The organism is Variovorax paradoxus B4, assembly GCF_000463015.1.
Taxonomy (GTDB): domain Bacteria; phylum Pseudomonadota; class Gammaproteobacteria; order Burkholderiales; family Burkholderiaceae_C; genus Variovorax; species Variovorax paradoxus_E.
Genome location: NC_022234.1, coordinates 383,187 through 400,386, shown reverse-complemented (window position 1 = coordinate 400,386; position 17,200 = coordinate 383,187). Strand labels below are relative to the sequence as shown.

Annotated in this window: 14 protein-coding genes; 3 read left to right on the top strand and 11 right to left on the bottom strand. The window is 70.5% G+C overall.

The genetic code is table 11. The features are described from left to right. Position 1 precedes the first annotated feature (1 nt). From rbbA to VAPA_RS29030, 3 genes are read right to left on the bottom strand one after another with little or no spacing between them, the layout of a single operon-like run. The gene (rbbA, locus tag VAPA_RS29040; protein WP_021003786.1) at positions 2-2,791 is read right to left on the bottom strand and encodes a ribosome-associated ATPase/putative transporter RbbA; all 2,790 of its coding nucleotides are present in this window, start codon (positions 2,789-2,791) and stop codon (positions 2-4) included. Next, on the bottom strand, positions 2,788-3,858 hold the full coding sequence (locus VAPA_RS29035; protein ID WP_021003785.1) for an HlyD family secretion protein: 1,071 nt from the start codon (positions 3,856-3,858) through the stop codon (positions 2,788-2,790). Before VAPA_RS29035 ends, rbbA begins: the two co-directional genes overlap by 4 nt. Then, entirely contained in the window at positions 3,855-5,309 is a 1,455-nt protein-coding gene (locus VAPA_RS29030) for an efflux transporter outer membrane subunit (protein ID WP_021003784.1), read from the bottom strand. Before VAPA_RS29030 ends, VAPA_RS29035 begins: the two co-directional genes overlap by 4 nt. A gap of 182 nt (positions 5,310-5,491) precedes the next feature. On the opposite strand from VAPA_RS29030, the gene VAPA_RS29025 reads away from it, so the two are divergent. After that, the gene (locus VAPA_RS29025) at positions 5,492-5,941 is read left to right on the top strand and encodes a host attachment protein (RefSeq protein ID WP_021003783.1); all 450 of its coding nucleotides are present in this window, start codon (positions 5,492-5,494) and stop codon (positions 5,939-5,941) included. A gap of 92 nt (positions 5,942-6,033) precedes the next feature. Here the strand turns inward: VAPA_RS29025 and VAPA_RS29020 are convergent, their stop codons facing one another. From VAPA_RS29020 to VAPA_RS28995, 6 genes are all read right to left on the bottom strand, one after another. After that, a complete protein-coding gene (locus VAPA_RS29020; RefSeq protein WP_021003782.1) occupies positions 6,034-6,633 on the bottom strand; it encodes a SagB/ThcOx family dehydrogenase in 600 nt (199 codons plus the stop codon). A gap of 8 nt (positions 6,634-6,641) precedes the next feature. Next, positions 6,642-6,890, bottom strand: coding sequence for a biotin/lipoyl-containing protein (locus VAPA_RS29015; RefSeq protein ID WP_021003781.1), 249 nt, complete (start codon positions 6,888-6,890; stop codon positions 6,642-6,644). A 226-nt stretch (positions 6,891-7,116) separates the two neighbouring features. Beyond that, positions 7,117-7,800, bottom strand: a complete 684-nt coding sequence (locus VAPA_RS29010) for an ABC transporter ATP-binding protein (RefSeq protein ID WP_021003779.1) — start codon at positions 7,798-7,800, stop codon at positions 7,117-7,119. After that, complete coding sequence (locus VAPA_RS29005; RefSeq protein ID WP_230559092.1) at positions 7,793-9,019, bottom strand: ABC transporter permease; 1,227 nt, start codon at positions 9,017-9,019, stop codon at positions 7,793-7,795. The genes VAPA_RS29010 and VAPA_RS29005 overlap by 8 nt, the downstream gene beginning before the upstream one ends. 8 nt (positions 9,020-9,027) lie before the next feature. Continuing rightward, positions 9,028-10,275 carry an efflux RND transporter periplasmic adaptor subunit gene (locus VAPA_RS29000; RefSeq protein WP_230559091.1) on the bottom strand — a complete coding sequence of 416 codons (1,248 nt, stop codon included), beginning with the start codon at positions 10,273-10,275 and terminating at the stop codon, positions 9,028-9,030. A gap of 146 nt (positions 10,276-10,421) precedes the next feature. Further along, a complete protein-coding gene (locus VAPA_RS28995) occupies positions 10,422-11,246 on the bottom strand; it encodes a universal stress protein (RefSeq protein ID WP_021003776.1) in 825 nt (274 codons plus the stop codon). Positions 11,247-11,471: 225 nt separating this feature from the next. Here VAPA_RS28995 and mgtA point away from each other — a divergent pair, with 225 nt between their 5' ends. Together mgtA and VAPA_RS28985 are read left to right on the top strand one after the other, a co-directional pair. After that, complete coding sequence (mgtA, locus tag VAPA_RS28990; protein ID WP_021003775.1) at positions 11,472-14,060, top strand: magnesium-translocating P-type ATPase; 2,589 nt, start codon at positions 11,472-11,474, stop codon at positions 14,058-14,060. 211 nt (positions 14,061-14,271) lie between these two features. Further along, positions 14,272-14,628, top strand: coding sequence for a hypothetical protein (locus VAPA_RS28985; RefSeq protein WP_021003774.1), 357 nt, complete (start codon positions 14,272-14,274; stop codon positions 14,626-14,628). 19 nt (positions 14,629-14,647) lie between these two features. On the opposite strand, the gene VAPA_RS28980 is transcribed toward VAPA_RS28985, so the two are convergent. Both VAPA_RS28980 and VAPA_RS28975 read right to left on the bottom strand, forming a co-directional pair. Further along, entirely contained in the window at positions 14,648-16,156 is a 1,509-nt protein-coding gene (locus VAPA_RS28980; protein ID WP_021003773.1) for a thymidine phosphorylase family protein, read from the bottom strand. Positions 16,157-16,235: 79 nt separating this feature from the next. Then, positions 16,236-17,126, bottom strand: a complete 891-nt coding sequence (locus tag VAPA_RS28975) for an MBL fold metallo-hydrolase (protein WP_021003772.1) — start codon at positions 17,124-17,126, stop codon at positions 16,236-16,238. Between the last annotated feature and the right edge of the window lie 74 nt (positions 17,127-17,200).

Here is a 17,200-nt window from a genome sequence, read left to right as displayed (position 1 = left end):
GCTAGGTCTGCTGCTTCTTCAACAGCACGATCGACAGGCCCAGGATCACCGGCACCGCTGCGAGCATCCAGAGAAACTGAGGCACGAGATCCGGCAGGCCGAGCGTCTTGTTGAAGACGCCGCGGCTCACGGTGAGGAAATGCGCGGCCGGGTAGATGCGGCCGATGAACGCACCGGTGCCCTCCAGCGACGAAACCGGATCGACCAGGCCGGCAAACTTGATGCACGGCACGATGGACCCGATCATGGTCACGAAGATCGCCGCGATCTGGGTCCGCGTGAAGGTCGAGCACAGCAGGCCGAAGCCGGTCGAGAACGTGGTGAACAGGAGCGCGCCGAGCGCCAGCGTGGCGAAGCTGCCCTTGATCGGCACGCCGAACAGCGTCACCGCCAGCGCGGACATCGTCAGGAAGTTGAACATGGCCAGCCCGATGTAGGGCAGCTGCTTGCCCAGCAGGAACTCGGCCCGCGTGACCGGCGTGACGTAGAGATTGACGATCGAGCCCAGCTCCTTCTCGCGCACGACGGACAGCGCCGCGAGCATCGCCGGGATCATCATCAGCAGCAGCGCAATGACGGCCGGCACCATGGCCGGCAGGCTGCGCACATCGGGGTTGTAGCGAAAGCGGACCTCGATCGTGCTGGCCGCGACCGCACGCAGGCCCAGCCGGCTCTCGGCGATGCCGACCAGCCACGCCTGGTGCATGGCCTGCACGTAGCCGCGCACGGTCTCGGCGCGCGCGGGCATCGCGCCGTCCACCCAGGCGCCGATCTGCGCCGGGCTACCGCGCTGCACGTCGCGCGCGAAGCCCGGGGGAATCTCGATGGCCAGCGCCAGCTCGCCGCTGCGCATGCGCCGGTCCAGCTGGGCGTAGTCGGCAATCGGCGGTTTCTCCACGAAATAGCGGGAGCCGGACAGATCGAGCGCGTAGTTCCGGCTCAGCTCGGTCTGGTCGCGGTCCAGCACCGCATAGCTGAGGTTCTCGACGTCCAGGCTGATGCCGTAGCCGATGATGAACATCAGGATCACGGTGCCCAGCAGCGCGAGCGTGGCGCGCACCGGATCGCGCCGCAATTCCAGCGCCTCGCGCCGCGAGAAGCTCCAGGCCCGGACGGCGCTGAACCCACGCGGGCCGTGCGCGCGGGCCGCGGGGCGCTCGCCGCCTTGGTCCTTGGAAGGCGGGGCTGCCTCCATGGCCGCCGGCTCGGCGCCAATGCCCGCGGCCTGCTGCAGCTGCGCGATGAACGCCTGCTCCAGCGTCCCCTTGCCGCTGCGCTCGACAATGGCCGCGGGGGCGTCCGTCACCAGCACCCGGCCGGCGTGCATCAGCGAGATGCGGTCGCAGCGCGCGGCCTCGTTCATGAAATGGGTCGAGATGAAGATGGTGACGCCGTCCTTGCGCGCCAGGTCGATCATGAGGCGCCAGAACATGTCTCGCGCCACCGGATCGACGCCGGACGTCGGCTCGTCCAGGATCAGCACCTCCGGGCCGTGCACCGTCGCGACGGCCAGCGAGAGCCGCTGGCGCATGCCCAGCGGCAGGCTGTCCGGCAGGCGGTCGAGCATGCCCTCCAGTCCGAAGCGCGCGGCCAGTTCGGCCACCCGCGGGAGCACCTTCGCCTGCGGCACCCGGAACAGGCGCGCATGCAGCACGATGTTCTGCCGCACCGTCAGTTCGCCGTAGAGCGAGAACGACTGCGACATGTAGCCCACGCGCCGCCGCGCATCGAGGTCGCCGGTCGATACCGGCCGCCCGAACAGCCGCGCCTCGCCTTCGCTGGCAGGCAGGAGGCCCGTCAGCATCTTCATCGTGGTCGTCTTGCCGCAGCCGTTCGAGCCGAGGAATCCGAAGATCTCGCCGCGGCGAATGCGGAAGTCCACGCGGTCCACCGCCACGAAGTCGCCGAAGCGCATGGTGAGGCCCTTCGCCTCGATCGCGATGTCGTTCTCGCCCGCGACGGGCAGCGCCGGCACCACCAGCTCGCCGACGTCGCCGCGCTTGCCTTCGGGCAGCAGCCCGATGAAGGCCTGTTCGAGAGACGCCGCGCCCGTGCGCGCGCGCAGCTCGGCGGAGGTTCCGGTGGCCAGCACCGCGCCGGCATCCATGGCCACCAGCCAGTCGAAGGCATCGGCCTCTTCCATGTAGGCGGTCGCGACGATCACGCTCAAGGGCCGGCCTGCGGCATTGCGTTGCTGCCGGATGCGGGCGATGAGCGCCCAGAACTGTCCGCGCGACAGGGGATCGACGCCCGTCGTCGGTTCGTCGAGGATCAGCAGATCTGGATCGTGGATCAGCGCGCAGCACAGGCCGAGCTTCTGCTTCATGCCGCCCGACAGCTGGCCCACCGGGCGGGCCAGGAACGGGCTCAGGCTCATGGTCCGGGCCAGCGCGTCGATGCGGCGGCGGCGCTCGGCCGCGCCGTGGCCGAACAGGCGGCCGAAAAATTGCAGGTTTTCTTCGATGGAGAGCGTCGGATAGAGGTTCTTGCCCAGGCCCTGGGGCATGTAGGCGATGCGCGGACAGACGCTGCGGCGGTGGTGCGCCACGGCCATGTCGCCGCCCAGCACCTGCACGCGGCCCTGCTGCACCGCCTGCGCGCCGGCCAGCAGGGCGAGCAGGCTCGACTTGCCGACGCCGTCCGGCCCGATCAGCCCGACCATCCTGTTCGCCGGAATCCCGAGGCTGACGCCGTCGAGCGCCATCGTGCGGCCGCGGCGCAGCGCGACCTGCTCCAGGCGGGCCACTTCGGGCGGCGCCGGTGCGACACCCTCGCTGCCGGCCTGGCTCACGGGACCTTCAATGCCAGCCCGTCGGGCCAATCGGCCGCCGGGTCCAGCTTCACCCAGGCGACGCCCGGCAGGCCGGTCTTCACATGCGCGAGGTGCTTGCGCAGCAGGTCGCGGTCGATCCGCGCCTTGACCCGGAACATGAGCTTCTGCCGCTCGCTCGCCGTCTCGACGGTCTTGGGCGTGAACTGCGCCGCGCTGGCCACGAACGAGACCCGCGCGGGCAGGACGTATTCGGGCGCGGCGTCGAGCACGACGTGGACCTCGGCGCCCTGCGCGAGCCGGCCGGCCACGACCTCGGGCAGGAAGAAGGTCATGTACACATCCGACAGGTCCACCAGGCTGAGCACCTTGCCGCCCGGGCCGACCACCTCGCCCGTCTCGGCGATCCGGTACTGGACCCGGCCGTCGCGCGGCGCGACCAGGGCGCTGTCGTCGATGTCCGCGTCGATGCGCGCAACGGTGGCTTCGGCGGCCGTGACCATCGAGCGTGCGGCGCTGACCTGCGCGCGGGCGGCCAGCACGCCGGCCTTCGCCGCCTGCACCTGCGCGCGCGTCGCAGCCAATGCGGCCTGCGCGCCCAGCACGCGGGCGCGGTCGTCGTCCACCTCCTGTGCCGACGCGGCGCCTTCCTGCACCAGGGTCTCGGAACGCTTGAGCCGGCGGCGCGCGGCGTCGACTTCGCTTTCGCGCTGCGCCACCAGTGCGATCGCCGCATCGCGCTCGTTCTCGCGCACATTGACCTGCGCCTCGGCGCTGCCGATGCCGACGATGGCCTGGGCGTGCCGCGCGCGGGCCTCGTCGCGCTGCGCCTCAAGTGTCTGCACCTGCATGTGGGCGAGCACCTGCCCAGCCGCGACGACGTCGCCTTCCTCGACCTGGATGTCGCGCACCCGCCCTCCCAGCTTGCTCGCGATGTCGAACTCGGTGGCCTCGATCCGGCCGTTGCCGCTGACGAAGCCGCTCCCCGGACCGTTGCGGTTCAGGTCTGTCCAGAGATACCCGCCCGCGCCTGCCACGACGGCAGCCAGCGCCGCCAGCAGCAGCAGTTTGCGTGGTCCGATCCTCATGGTGCCTCCGGTGCCAGGGCCATGGCGAGCGATCCGCCGCCGAACGCGGCATAGACGCCGACACGGCTGGCCAGCGCCAGCCTGCGCGCCTGCACGCGTTGCTGTCCCGCAGCCAGCAGGTCGCGCTGCGCATCCAGGACCTCGAGGTAGGCGGCGGCGCCGTTGTCGTAGCGCAGCTGCGCGAGGCGGGCGCGTTCGGTCTGCACGGCGAGCGCGCTCTGCGCGATGGCCGCCTGCTCGGCGGACCAGCGGCGCGCGGAGAGCGCGTCTGCAACGTCGCGGAAGGCCCCCTGCACGGTCTTCTCGTAGTTGGCCACGGCCTGCTGCCGGCGTGCCTCGGCCATGCCGAGGTTGGCACGCCTGCGGCCCCCGTCGAAGAGCGGCAGCGACACGAGCGGCGAGAAGACCCAGGCGCCGCTGCCGGACGCGAAGAGGCCCTCGAGCTCGGCACTGGCCGTGCCTGCCGATGCGGTGAGGGCGACGCGCGGAAAGAACGCGGCGCGTGCGGCGCCGACATTGGCATTCTCGGCCTGCAGCTGATGTTCCGCGGCGGCGATGTCGGGACGGCCCAGGAGCATGTCGGAAGACAGCCCCGGGTCCGCGTCGCCCACCACGTCGTGTTCCATGAGCAGGTCGGCCGCCGGCGCCAGGTCGACCGGCGCACCGATCAGCAAGGTGAGCGCATGGGCCTGCGCTGCGCGGGACTGCTCCAGCTGCACACCGAGGGCGCGCGCCTGCGTCAGGAGCGTCTCCACCTGCGTGACGTTCAGGCGCGAGGTGGCGCCCTCCTCCATCCTGCGAGTGAAGATGCGCAGGCTCTCGACGCGGCTGGCCGTGAACCGGCGCGCCAGCGCGAGGCGCTCGTCGGTCTCGCGCAACGCGAGATAGCCGTTGGCGACCTGGGTCACCAGGCTGGCCGCGGCCGCGCGCCGGCCGGCCTGCGTGGCGAGGAAGTTCTCCAATGCCGCGTCCTGCAGGTTCTGCAGGCGTCCCCACAGGTCGATTTCCCAGCTGGCCACGCCAAGGCCCACTTCGTACCTGCTGCCGGTGACGGGCGCGCCGGTCAGGTTCAGGTCGCCCGGGACGCGCGACCGATCCACCCCTGCCGACACGCCGATGACGGGGAAGCGTTCGGCGCGCTGTGCCGCGAACATCGCGCGGGCCTGCGCCGAGCGGTGCAGCGCAATGCGCAGGTCCCTGTTGTTGTCGAGCGCCAGCGCGATCAGTTCGCGCAGCCTTGCATCGACGAAATAGTCCTGCCACTTCAGTTGCAGCGCATCCGCGCCCTGCGGCCACGCCTGGCGCGGGAACAGCGTGGCCACGGCCGGCAGCGCGGGATCGTCCCGCGCCGGCGCCGCGCAGCCCGCCAGCGCACACGCCGCCGCGGCGGCGATCCACCGGGCCACCCGGCCACCTCCCGATCCGCGTCGCGTTCGCCATTTGCTTTCCATGCGGCGATGGTCGCGGGCACGGCCGATGCCTGCGTTGATCCAACGCAAGGCCGACGGGAGTGTTGCAGGGTCCGTGGCTGCCGAAGGTGCCGGCGCAGGCGGAGTTGATCGAGCGCAACCCCTCGCCGGGGGCTGTGGCCTAGGCTTCGACATCTCTCCCGTTTCTTCTTGTTGGAGCCGCCATGAACACCCAATGGATCGTCGTCGCCAATGCCGCATCGGCGCGCATTTTTCGCCGTGAATCGGCCAAGGCGCCCCTCGCGCCGGTCGCGGCACTCACCCACGAGGAAAGCCGCCTGCATGCGAGCGCCCTGGGCACCGACCGCCCCGGCAGCCAGGCGGCCGACAACAGCCAGGGGCCCAACCATTTCGAACCGCGCAGCGACCTGCATCGCAAGGAGCATCAGCGCTTCGCGAAGGAGATCGCCCGGCAGCTCGACGAGGGCCTGAAGGCCGGCGCGTTCGGCACGCTCACCGTCTTCGCATCGGACCCCTTCATGGGTGAACTGAAGGCCGAGTTGAGCGAGGCGGTCAGCCAGCGGCTGAAGGCAGCGCACAACACCGACCTCACCCACGTCGGCATCGCGGAGCTGGAGCGCCGCATCTGCGACGCGCAGTCCCCCGCGCTGTGACGCCACGAACCCGAACACGAGCCGGGCGCTTCCGCGCAGGCGCTCGCAGGTGCATGCGTCAACAACGGTGAGGCGAGCGGGCAGCGGGGCCGTCAGGGCTTCGCATGACCGACTGTCTGTGCGAGCGCGATGCGCTGCGTGGCCGGAAGGCCGAGCGCTTGTGCGAGTTGTTTCCGATCGATCATTGCCCGAACGACCGTGGCCAGGCCCGCGGCCGCGCAATGCAGGTACACGTTCTGCGCGATGCAGCCCGCGTCGGCGCCTGCGAAAAACGGCCGGTCCCGTACATCGACTTCGGTCATGCGTCCCAGGTCGGCCACATAGACCAGGTTGAGCGGCGCGGTCGCGACGAAGTCTTGCAGTCCCGCGTGCGCGCGCAGGTCACCCACCCTGATCAGGAACAGCCGATGCGTGCGCGGCTCGTACCGGTAGGTGCCTGCGGCCAGGACCGCGTAGACGTCGATCTCCTTCCAGTTGTGCGCGGAAGGCGCGGTGCGCCCGCCCTGCTGCTCGCGGTTGACGCCGCAGGCCGCCCAGAGCAGCGCCGACAGCGCCGGCAGCGACAGCCCGTCGGGCAGGAAGGCCCGCGTGCTGCTGCGCCGCTTGAGGGCCTGGTCGAGCGACATCGACGTGGGCACCGGTGACGGCAGGGCGATGGATTCGCCGGCGGCGTCAATGAGGAGGGTTGTCATGCCAGGGCTCAGAAGTTGACGACGCGCGCCAGCACGTCGCCGCGACCGAACGAATCTCCGGCAGCCACGCAAATCTGTTCGAGCACGCCGTCATGCGGCGCTTCGATGTCCACGTTCTGTTGCACCAACATCGCCCTGGCGAGCACCTGGCCCGCATGGACACGATCGCCTTCGCACGCCAGCCAGCTTTCGATGAAGGCCGCGTCGCCGGCTTCCATCGACTCCCAGCGTGCGGGGTCCAGAATGACTTCACTCATGGCGGCTCTCTCCTTCAAGGATCGGAAGTTGCGAGCATGGCCCCGGTGCACTGCGGGAGCCTTGAGCTGGCTCAACATTCGCACGACCGGTTCATCGGCGGCTCGTTCGTTCAGGCGCAGGAGCGCAGGCGGCCGAGTTCCACGGCGCAGGTCTTCTTCAGCGAGCGCGTGTCGTTCGACAGCACGTCGGTAGTGATAGCGGATGGCCGCCTGCCAGGGCCCGGCTTCAGCACTCCAGGCGGCCGTCCACGACGCGGATGATCCTGTCGCAGCGCGCCGCCAGCAGCGGGTTGTGCGTGACGAAGAGAACGGCCATGCCGTGTTCGCGATTGGCCTTTCGCAACTGCTCGAACACGGCATCGGCAGACTTGGTGTCGAGGTTGCCGGTCGGCTCGTCGGCCAGCAGCAGGGGCGGCGCCATTGCCAGCGATCGGGCCACCGCCACGCGCTGCTGCTGGCCGCCGCTCAGTTCGGTGACCCGGCTGTCGCGCCATTTCGACAGGCCCACGCTGTCGAGCAGGGCCGCGGCGCGCTGCGCCATGCCGTCGTTGAAGAAAGTGGCGTCGCCGAGCATCGGCATCATCACGTTCTCGAGCGCCGTGAAGCCGGCCAGCAGGTTGTGGTACTGGAAGACGAACCCGATGTTGTGCCCGCGCAGCCGCGTGAGCGCATGGTCGTCGAGCGCACCGGTTTCCTCGCCACCGATGCGCAGCGATCCGCTCGTGGGCCGGTCGAGCAGCCCGACGATATTGAGCAGCGTGCTCTTGCCCGACCCCGAGGGCCCCATCACGGCGCAGAACTCGCCGCGCTCCAGCGTCAGGTCGATGCCGTGCAGCACCTCGGTCTCGTTCGCAAGTCCCAGGTTGAAAGCCTTGTGCACATCGTGCAGGCAGACGACCGGCTCAGCCACGGATGGCCACCACAGGGTCGAGCCGCGCCGCGCGCAGCGCCGGGGCGAAAGCCGCCGCCAGGCCGGTGAGGGTCGCCAGCAGCAGCGAGGCCACGAACAGGCCGGGCTCGATCACCAGCGGGAAGAGCGGCGTGCCGTCGGGGTTGAGCGCATAGCGCTGCCACAGCAGCAGCGCCACCAGGCCGATGCTCGATCCGCCGACCGAACCGGTCAGCCCGAGCACCCCACCCTGCAGCAGGAAAACGCGCAGCACCTGGCCGCGCGAAATGCCCATGGCCCGCAGGATGCCGATCTCGCGCGACTTCTGCACCACCGACACCACCAGCACGCTGGCGATGCCGAAGGCCACCGACAGGGCGACGAAGAAGCGGATGGTCGTGTTCGACGTCTTCTGCGCCTGCACCGCGGTGAAGAACTGCGCATTCGTCGCGATCCAGCTGTCGGCCTGCACGCCGTTGGCGGCCGTGATGCGCCGGGCGATGGCCTCGGCGGCGTAGATGTCCTTCACCGTCACGTCGATCGCCGAAACGCCGCCCACCAGGCCCAGCAGGCTTTGCGCCGTGCGCAGTCCCACGTAGGTGGTGCGCTGGTTGGCGGGCTTGCTGCCCAGGTCGAAAAGCCCGGTCACCGTGAGCGTCTGGCCGCCGCCGCCGGCCGCGGACACGCGCAGCTTGTCGCCGACCGCCACGCCGAGGTCGCTCGCCAGGTCGGTGCCGATGAGGATGTCGCTCGGCGTGAGGCGCGCCGTTCCGCGCACCATCTTCTCGGGCAGCGCCACGATGCGGAAGTACAGGGCCGGATCGACGCCGATCACCGAGATGGCGCGGCTGGCTTCGCCCCGGATCACCAGCGCGGAGCCGCTCGCGACGGGCGACACCACCACCACCTCGGGCATGGCGCGGACCTGGGCCGCGAGCGTCTGCCACTGGTCGATCGACTTGAGCCGCTGCAGCGGCGCCTGGACGATCGCGTCCTCCAGCGGGCCGCCGCCTGCCGCCCGCACCGGCCCCAGGGGCCGCGCCACCTCCTTGGGCGGCAGCAGCTGGATGTGCGCCTGGGCCGTCAGCACGCGGCGGATGAAATTGGACTGCAGGCCGGCGAGCAGCGCCGACATGAACACGATCACGGCAACCCCGATGGCGATGCCCGCGACGATGAACAAGGTCTGCATGCGCCCCTCGCGCAGGAAGCGCAGCGCCACGATCCATTCGAAGGGCATCCATCGGTTCATGGCGACGGCGCACGCGTTTCGGCAGGCACGGCCACCGCGCGCAGGCGCAGGCCGTCCCGGATGCCGCTCGTCTTCGCGGGCAGCACGAGATCGCCCGCATGCAGGCCGTCGAGCACCTCGCTCAGGCCGCCGCCGCGCAACCCGAGGCGCACCGGCTGCCGCCGCGCGTGGTGCCCGTCGACCTTGAAGACCCAGGGATCGGCGCGGTCGGCGTCATGCACCGCATCGGACGGCACCAGCACGGCCTGTGGCCGCCGTGCCACCTGGATGTCGACCGACACGGTCATGTCCTGCCGCAGGTAGGACGGCGGATCGGGCACGTCCAGCTTGACCTCCACCGAACCGCGCTGCACGTCCACGCCGGGGTTGATGTAAGCCAGCTCGGCCGCCAGACGCTGCTCGGGGTAGGCGTCCGCCGATGCGAGCGCCTTCTGCCCGAGCGCGAGCGACTGGAGGTTCCTCTCGTCGATCTGCACCACCAGTTGCGTCTTGCCGGCCGGCGACAGCACCATCAGCGCCTTGCCGGGCTGCACCACGTCGCCGGGCTCCACGGCACGGTCGATCAGCGTGCCGGCCGCCGGCGCGGCGATGGTGGCGTAGACCAGGCGCGAACGCGCCACGGCCGCGCCGGCCAGTGCCTGGTCGAGCGCGGTGGCCGCCACCGCCTCGTCGCTTCCGCCGGCGCGTGCGCTGTCGAGCTGGCTCTGGCTGGCGCGCAGCTGCGATTCGGCCAGGTCGACCGCCTTGCGCACCTCGTCGAGCGCGGCCTGCCCGACGAAACCCTGGTCGAACAGGTCGGTGTTGCGGCGCAGTTGTGCGCGTGCGTTGTCCAGGTTCACCTGGGCCTGCCGCACGGCCTGCGCGGCCACCGGCGCCTGGACCTCGCGCAGCTGGCGCAGCCGCGCCCGCGCCTGCGACACCGCCGCATCCGCCTGCGCGACGGCGGCCGCCAATTCCGCGCTTTCGAGCTCCACGAGCACCTGGCCCGCGTTCACGCCCTGGCCTTCCGCCACGGGCACGCGCTTGACGGTGCCGGTGACCTGGGTGCCGATGTTCACGCGGTGCGGCGCCTCCACATGCCCGCTGGCCACCACCGACTGGACGAAGTCGCGCTGCACGACCGCGCTCGCCTCCACGCGCGGCCCGAGCAGCCAGCCAGGGCCGAGCCATGCGGCCGCGGCCAGCAGCGCGGCCACGGCGAGTCCGGCCGCCACATGCGGCCTGACGGCGGACCAAAGGCGCATGGAACGCTGCGGCAATCCCGCTGGCGGCACCTCAGCCTTCGGCGGAACAGGAATGCGTGAGTACATGGCGGTTGACACGCATCAAGGCAAGGCGCGAGCGAGGCGCCGCAAAGGCCGCATCAGACGCTCGCTTCTGCCAGGACGGCTCAGTGCGACATCAGCACGGGCAGCGTCATCGACTGCAGGATCGACTGCGTGGCGCCGCCCAGCACCCATTCGCGCGCGCGGCTGTGGCCGTAGCAGCCCATGACCAGCAAATCCGCGCTCAGGTCGGCGGAGAAGGACAGCAGCTTGCTGCCGGCATCCTCGTCGTCGCCGCCGCCGGGGTGCAGTTCCAGATTCTGGACGCCCTGCACCCGCAGGTAGTTCTGCAGGCTCTGCAAGGAGACCTGCGCGTCCTCGCCGTAGGCCACGGCATGCACGCGGGACGCCGTGCACAGCCACGGCAGCGCCGCGGTCACCGCGCGCGCGGCCTCGCGCGTTTCCTTCCACGCCACCAGCACGGTGCGCCCGACGGGGCCAATCGGCCCCGCGTAGGGCAGCACCAGCGCCGGCCGGCCGCTCTGCACCAGCAGGCTGGGCAGGAAGTCGCCGGGGAGCTCGCCTTGCATCGGGTCGTGCCTGTCGCGCTGGCCCAGGATCATCAGGTCGGCATAGAGCGCGCGCCGGGCGAATCCCAGGGGGCCGTCGCTCTCCGGCTCGGCCCAGTGCAGGCGCTGCGAGCCCGCGCTGTTCGCCATGAAGGCGGCGTACATCTTGTCGCGCGCCGCCTTGTCGATCTCCTGCATGATCGCGACGGCCTCCGCCGCGGCCTCGATGGCGAACGGGTAGCGCATGAGCGCGGACAGGGTGCACGGCTGGCCGGTGACCTCGGCATCGAAGGCCTCGGCCAGCTCGCGGGCCAGCTTGATGCGCTCCACCGTGCGCTTCGAGCTGTCGAGGTGAAGCAGGATGGATTTCGGGGTCTGCATGAAGGCTCCTGGGGCTTGCGCAATGCGATGGGCCGACCTTAGGCCGCCCCGCCCCGCGCGGCCTTGCGCTGGATCAACCGCCTGCGAACTTCCGTCCCGCGGCGTCGATGCTTGATCGGGCGCAAGGCCGGGGCGCGCGGGAGTGCCTAGCCTTGGGCCTTGTCCAGCTTCGATGAAGGAATGTCCCGCTTCGCCATCCCGACGTTGCGACGGCATCCGGTCGCAGTGACACTCCCTTCGCACGCCAACACCGACGCTAGCGTCCCCGAGCCATGGTGGCGCGGTGCGCAAGCGGGCGCCACCTGGGGACTGTCGCAGCTGCAGGCCGACGAGGCGCATGCACGCTGGGGCCCCAACAGCTTCGAGCCGCAGGCGAAGCGCTCGCTGGCACTGCAGTTCCTCGCCCGCCTGCGCAATCCGCTCGTCCTCGTGCTGCTCGCTGCCAGCACGATCTCGGCGGCCACGGGCGACATCGCCAACGCCGGGATCATCGTGCTGATGGTGCTGCTGAGCGTGACGCTCGACTTCGTGCAGGAGCACCGCGCCAGCAATGCCGCCGAGAAGCTGCGCGCCTCGGTGGCGCTGCGTGCCCGCGTGCTGCGCGACGGCGCCACGCTGGAGATCCCGGTGACCGAGGTGATGCCGGGCGACCTGATGCTGCTGTCGGCGGGCGATCGGGTGCCGGCGGACGGCCTGGTGCTGGAGGCGCGCGACTTCTTCGTCAACCAGAGCCTGCTGACCGGTGAGTCCTACCCCGTGGAGAAGCACCCGGGCACACTGGAGGGCCATGCCACCGAGCTGCAGGACGCCCTCAATGCGGTGTTCATGGGCAGCACGGTGATCAGCGGCAGCGCGCGCGTCGGCGTCATGGCCACCGGCTCGCACACCGCGCTCGGCGAGGTGGCGAGCAGCATCCAGGCCGAGCCGCTGCCCACCGCGTTCGAGATCGGCATGCACCGCTTCGGCATGATGATCATGCGGCTGACCCTGCTGCTGGTGCTGTTCGTGCTGCTGGTCAACGTGATCCTGCATCGGCCGCTGCTCGACTCCTTTCTGTTCGCGGTGGCGCTCGCCGTCGGGCTCACGCCCGAGCTGCTGCCGATGGTGGTGTCGGTCACGCTCTCGCGCGGCGCCATGCGCCTTGCCGGGCGCCGCGTGATCGTCAAGCGCCTGGCCTCGATCCAGAACCTCGGCGCGATGGATGTGCTGTGCACCGACAAGACCGGCACCCTGACCGAAGCGCGCATCGGCCTCGCCCGCTGCGCCGACGCGGACGGCCGCGACAGTGCGCGGGTGCTGATGCTGGCCCACCTCAACAGCACCTTCGAGAGCGGCCTGAAGAGCCCGCTCGACGAGGCGGTGCTGGCGCACCTGATGGACACCGCGGCCTGGAAGAAGATCGACGAGGTGCCCTTCGACTTCGAGCGCCGGCGCGTCTCGGTGCTGCTCGACCGGGGCGATGCGCGCTGGCTGGTGGTGAAAGGCGCGCCGGACGACGTGCTGGCGCTGTGCAACCGCTTCGAGCGCGACGAGGGCCGCTCGCTCGCGCCGCTGGACGCGGACGCCCTGGTGCAGCTGCGCGAGCGCTGCCATGCGCTCGAACGCCAGGGCCTGCGCGTGCTGGGCGTAGCCTGGCGCGACGTGCCCGCGGACCATCCGCATGCCGACGTGCGCGACGAGAGCGCGCTGGTGTTCGCCGGCTTCGCCGCCTTCATCGATCCGCCCAAGGCCGGTGCAGGCGAAGCCATGGCCGCGCTGGCGAAGAGCGGCGTCCACGTGAAGATCGTGAGCGGCGACAGCGAGCTGGTGACCCAGCACCTGTGCACCCTGCTGCGCATTCCGGTGGCGGGCGTGCTGACGGGGCGGGAAATCTCGGCCATGGACGATATCGCGCTGCGCGCCCGCGTGGGCCGCACCACCCTGTTCTGCCGCGTCAACCCGGCGCAGAAGAACCGGATCATCCTGGCGCTCAGGGCGCGCGGCCACGTGGTCGGCTACCTGGGCGACGGCATCAACGACGCCCCCGCGCTGCGCTCGGCCGATGTCGGGCTGACCGTGGACAGCGCGGTCGACGTGGCGCGGGAGGTGGCGGACATCGTCATGCTCGACCACGACCTTGCCGTGCTGCATGAGGGCGTGCTCGAAGGGCGGCGCACCTTCGGCAATGTCATGAAGTACATCATGATGGGCACGAGTTCCAACTTCGGCAACATGCTGAGCATGGCGGGCGCCTCGCTGCTGCTGCCTTTCCTGCCGATGCTGCCGGCGCAGATCCTGCTCAACAACGTGCTCTACGACCTGTCCCAGGCGGCCATCCCGCTCGACCGCGTGGATGCCGCCGACCTGCACCGGCCCCGCACGCTCGACATGAAGTTCATCCAGCGCTACATGTGGCTGTTCGGCGCGATCAGCTCGGCCTTCGACGCACTGACCTTCTGGCTGCTGATCCAGGTGCTGCACGCGGACGCCTCGCTGTTTCGCACCGCCTGGTTCGTCGAGTCGCTGGCCACGCAGGTGCTGGTGATCTTCGTGATCCGCACCCGCGGGCGGCCCTGGGCCAGCCGCCCCGGCGCGGCGCTCTCGCTGGCATCGCTCTTCGTAGTGGCGGCCGCGCTGCTGCTGCCTTTCTCGCCGCTGGCCCCGTTCTTCCATTTCGAGCCGCCGCCCGCGATCTTCTTCGCCTGGCTGGCCGGCATGCTGGTGGCGTACCTGGTGCTCGCCGAGGTGGCCAAGCGCTTCTTCTATGCCCGCCTGGCGGGCAGCGCGCCTTCGAGGACGCGCCGGCATCCGCCCCGCCGCAGGGCCCGGCCCTGACCCGCCTCGGCGCGGCGTGCCGGCCGGCGCTCCCGAATTCCTTGATCTGCCGCAACACCCGCCTGGCTTGCACCGCACAAGATGCTCTCCAGCCTGCAAGGAGAAACGCATGTCCTTCCTGTCGAAAAACATCGGCCCCCTCGGCCGCGCACGGCGTGCTGTCGGCGGCGTCTTCCGGATCACGCTCGGCTGAGCCCCTGAAGCTGCGTCCATGTGCTTGAATCTGCTCAGGGAGTTGTCCCAAACGCCGCTGCCCTGCACCCAGGCCGACCCTGCGCTGATCGACAGGATGCGCCTGCTCGACGCAGCCGGCCTGATCAAGGTCATCATTCCACCGGCGCACGTCGACTGCGACGATGGCCTGCGGCAGGACCCGGCCACCGTCCTCGAGATCACGCCCCGCGGATGGGAAGCCTTGCGCACGAAAGTGATCGAGGACGAAGTGCCGCCGCTCACGCCGCGGCCGGTACGCTCGCGCTTAGACAGCGCTGCGCTGGATCTCGCGCAGCTCGCCGCCTGGTTCAGCAGTTCCAGGCAGCGTCGGGGCCGCCCTGGCACCGACGGTTGACCCTGCCGCCCCCGGTGGCTCAGGGCGCAGCCTCGATGCGAACGACCGGCAGCTGCGAGCGCACGAAGCTCAAGGCGTACTGAAGCTCGCCGAGGCTCTCGGCATGCAATGTGAAGAGCGGCTGGCCGCGATCGACGCGGTCCTGCACGCGCACGTGCATCGAGGCACCCGCCGCCGGATCGCGCGGCGCACCGGCCAGCTTGGCCATGCGCGCCACCAGGCGGGTGTCGATGCCCGACACCACCCCGGCCGCGGGCGCGGTCACGCAGTGCGTGTGGGCGGCTTTCGGCGGCACGCGCAGGCCGCCCTGTGCTTCGCAGATCGCAATGAAGCGGGCGAGCGCGCGCCCGTCCTCCAGGACCGCGCGCGCCAGCGCGTTGCCGGTGCCCGGCGCCGCCTTGCCCGCCAGTTCGAGCAGCAGCCCGGCCAGCAGGAGCGCGCGCTCGCGCAGGTCCGACGGCGCGTCGGCGGTGCGTTCGAGCACCGCCATCACATCCATCGCCTCGAGCGCGGGGCCGACGCCGCGGCCGACCGGCTGGTTGCCGTCGGTGAACACCGTCCGCACGTGCAGGCCCAGCGCCGCGCCCACCGAGACCAGGCTGCGCGAGAGCTGGCTGGCGGCCTCGTCGCTGCGCACCTTGGCCAGCGCGCCGACCGGAATGTCGATCAGCACGCGCTGCGAACCCATCGCAGCCTTCTTGGACAGGATGGACGCCACCATGAGGCCCTCGCTGTCGATGCCGAGCGGCCGCTCCACGCGGATCAGCATGTCGTCCGCGGGACTCACGCGCATGGCGCTTCCCCATGCGATGCAGCCGCCTTCGCGCTCGACCACGCGGCGCATTGCCGCCAGGTCCAGGTCGACCGGCGCGAGCGTTTCCATCACGTCGGCCGTGCCGGCCGCCGAGGTGATGGCGCGCGACGAGGTCTTGGGCATCACCAGGCCGCAGGCCGCAATGATCGGCACCACCAGCAGCGTGGTCCGGTTGCCCGGCAAGCCGCCGATGCAGTGCTTGTCCATCACGGGCGACGTGCCCCAGTCGATGCGCTCCCCGACGTCGACCATGGCGCGGGTCAGCGCCACGGTCTCGTCCAGGTCGAGGCCGCGGCCGGCGCAGACCGTCACGAAGGAGGCCAGGTGGATGTCGGGGAGGCGCCCGCGGCTCACGTCCTCCATCAGCGCGCGCAGCGCAGCGTAGTCCAGCCTGCCGCCATGCACCTTGTTGCGCAGGTGCGCCAGCGAATCGAGGATCGGCGGGTGCCGCACCACCAGCTCTTCGCCCTCGGCGGCGCCCATCAAGGTCCAGGCCGCCTCCGACAGCGCGATCTCGTCATTGCGCAGCCAGTCGCCGCTCACCTGGTGCAGGATCGCGAACAGATGGCGCCCGTTGGCGATCAGCTCGACCTGCGCCTGCGACTGGAAGCCCTCCGCCCGGCAGACATCGCAGTCGCTGCGCATGTAGACCACGGGCTGCTGGTAGGTGTCGATGCCGGCGCGGCGGGCCAGCAGGCGGTTGGGTGACGACATGGGCGCTCCTTGTCCGAATGGAGCTTGGCATGCGCCGGGCGCCCGGGGCTTGATGCCCGTCAAGCCGGCACCCCGGCGCTCACTCGGCGGCGGTGCGGCGGACCGGCAGCGCGTTGAGTGGAATGCGCAGGTAGGACACGCCGTTGCCGTCGGGCGGCGGCAGCCGGCCGGCGCGCACGTTGACCTGGATCGACGGCAGGATGAGCGTCGGGACTTCGAGCGTGGCGTCGCGCGCGCGACGCATGGCCACGAACTCGTCCTCGGTGATGCCGTCGCGCACGTGGATGTTGCGGCTGCGCTGCTCGGCCACGGTGGTCTGCCATTGCGCCGGCCGCGATGGCGGCGGGTAGTCGTGGCAGACGTACATCGGCGTCTCGGGCGGCAGGTCCAGCAGCCGGCGCATCGATGCGTACAGCTGGCGCGCATCGCCTCCGGGGAAGTCGGCCCGCGCGCTGCCGAGGTCCGGCATGAAGAGCGTGTCGCCGACGAACACCGCGCCGCCGATCAGATAGGCCATGTCGGCGGGCGTGTGGCCGGGCACCAGGATGGCGGTGGCTTCGATGGCGCCGATGCCGAAAGTCTCGCCGTCCTTGAACAGGTGGTCGAACTGGCTGCCGTCGGGCAGGAAGCCGCGCTCCAGGTTGAAGAGCTTCTTGAAGGTGCCCTGCACCGTGCGGATGTTCTCGCCGATGGCAATGCGCCCGCCGACCCGCTCCTGGAGGTAGCTGGCCGCCGAGAGGTGATCGGCATGGGCGTGGGTCTCCAGGATCCAGTCGACCTGCAGCCCGTGCTCGGCCACGCAGGCCAGCACCCGGTCCGCAGACGCGGTGCCGGTGTGGCCCGACTTGAAGTCGTAGTCCAGCACCGGATCGATCACGGCGGCGCGCAGGCTGGACGGGTCCCACACGACGTAGGAGACCGTTCCGGTGCGAGGGTCGAAGAAGGCCTGGATGGAGGCTGGGATGTTCATTCGGGTTGGCGGAGTCGATCGATGATCCCGCGCCAAACATTATATGAATTCATATATTAAAATCAAGGCCCGAT

Bases quoted from the DNA above. Each gene is read 5' to 3' on its own strand.
- VAPA_RS29035 (WP_021003785.1), bottom strand. From the start codon at position 3,858: ATGAGGATCGGACCACGCAAACTGCTGCTGCTGGCGGCGCTGGCTGCC.
- VAPA_RS29030 (WP_021003784.1), bottom strand. From the start codon at position 5,309: ATGGAAAGCAAATGGCGAACGCGACGCGGATCGGGAGGTGGCCGGGTG.
- VAPA_RS29025 (WP_021003783.1), top strand. From the start codon at position 5,492: ATGAACACCCAATGGATCGTCGTCGCCAATGCCGCATCGGCGCGCATT.
- VAPA_RS29020 (WP_021003782.1), bottom strand. From the start codon at position 6,633: ATGACAACCCTCCTCATTGACGCCGCCGGCGAATCCATCGCCCTGCCG.
- VAPA_RS29015 (WP_021003781.1), bottom strand. From the start codon at position 6,890: ATGAGTGAAGTCATTCTGGACCCCGCACGCTGGGAGTCGATGGAAGCC.
- VAPA_RS29005 (WP_230559092.1), bottom strand. From the start codon at position 9,019: ATGCCCTTCGAATGGATCGTGGCGCTGCGCTTCCTGCGCGAGGGGCGC.
- VAPA_RS29000 (WP_230559091.1), bottom strand. From the start codon at position 10,275: ATGCGCCTTTGGTCCGCCGTCAGGCCGCATGTGGCGGCCGGACTCGCC.
- VAPA_RS28995 (WP_021003776.1), bottom strand. From the start codon at position 11,246: ATGCAGACCCCGAAATCCATCCTGCTTCACCTCGACAGCTCGAAGCGC.
- VAPA_RS28985 (WP_021003774.1), top strand. From the start codon at position 14,272: ATGTGCTTGAATCTGCTCAGGGAGTTGTCCCAAACGCCGCTGCCCTGC.
- VAPA_RS28980 (WP_021003773.1), bottom strand. From the start codon at position 16,156: ATGTCGTCACCCAACCGCCTGCTGGCCCGCCGCGCCGGCATCGACACC.
- VAPA_RS28975 (WP_021003772.1), bottom strand. From the start codon at position 17,126: ATGAACATCCCAGCCTCCATCCAGGCCTTCTTCGACCCTCGCACCGGA.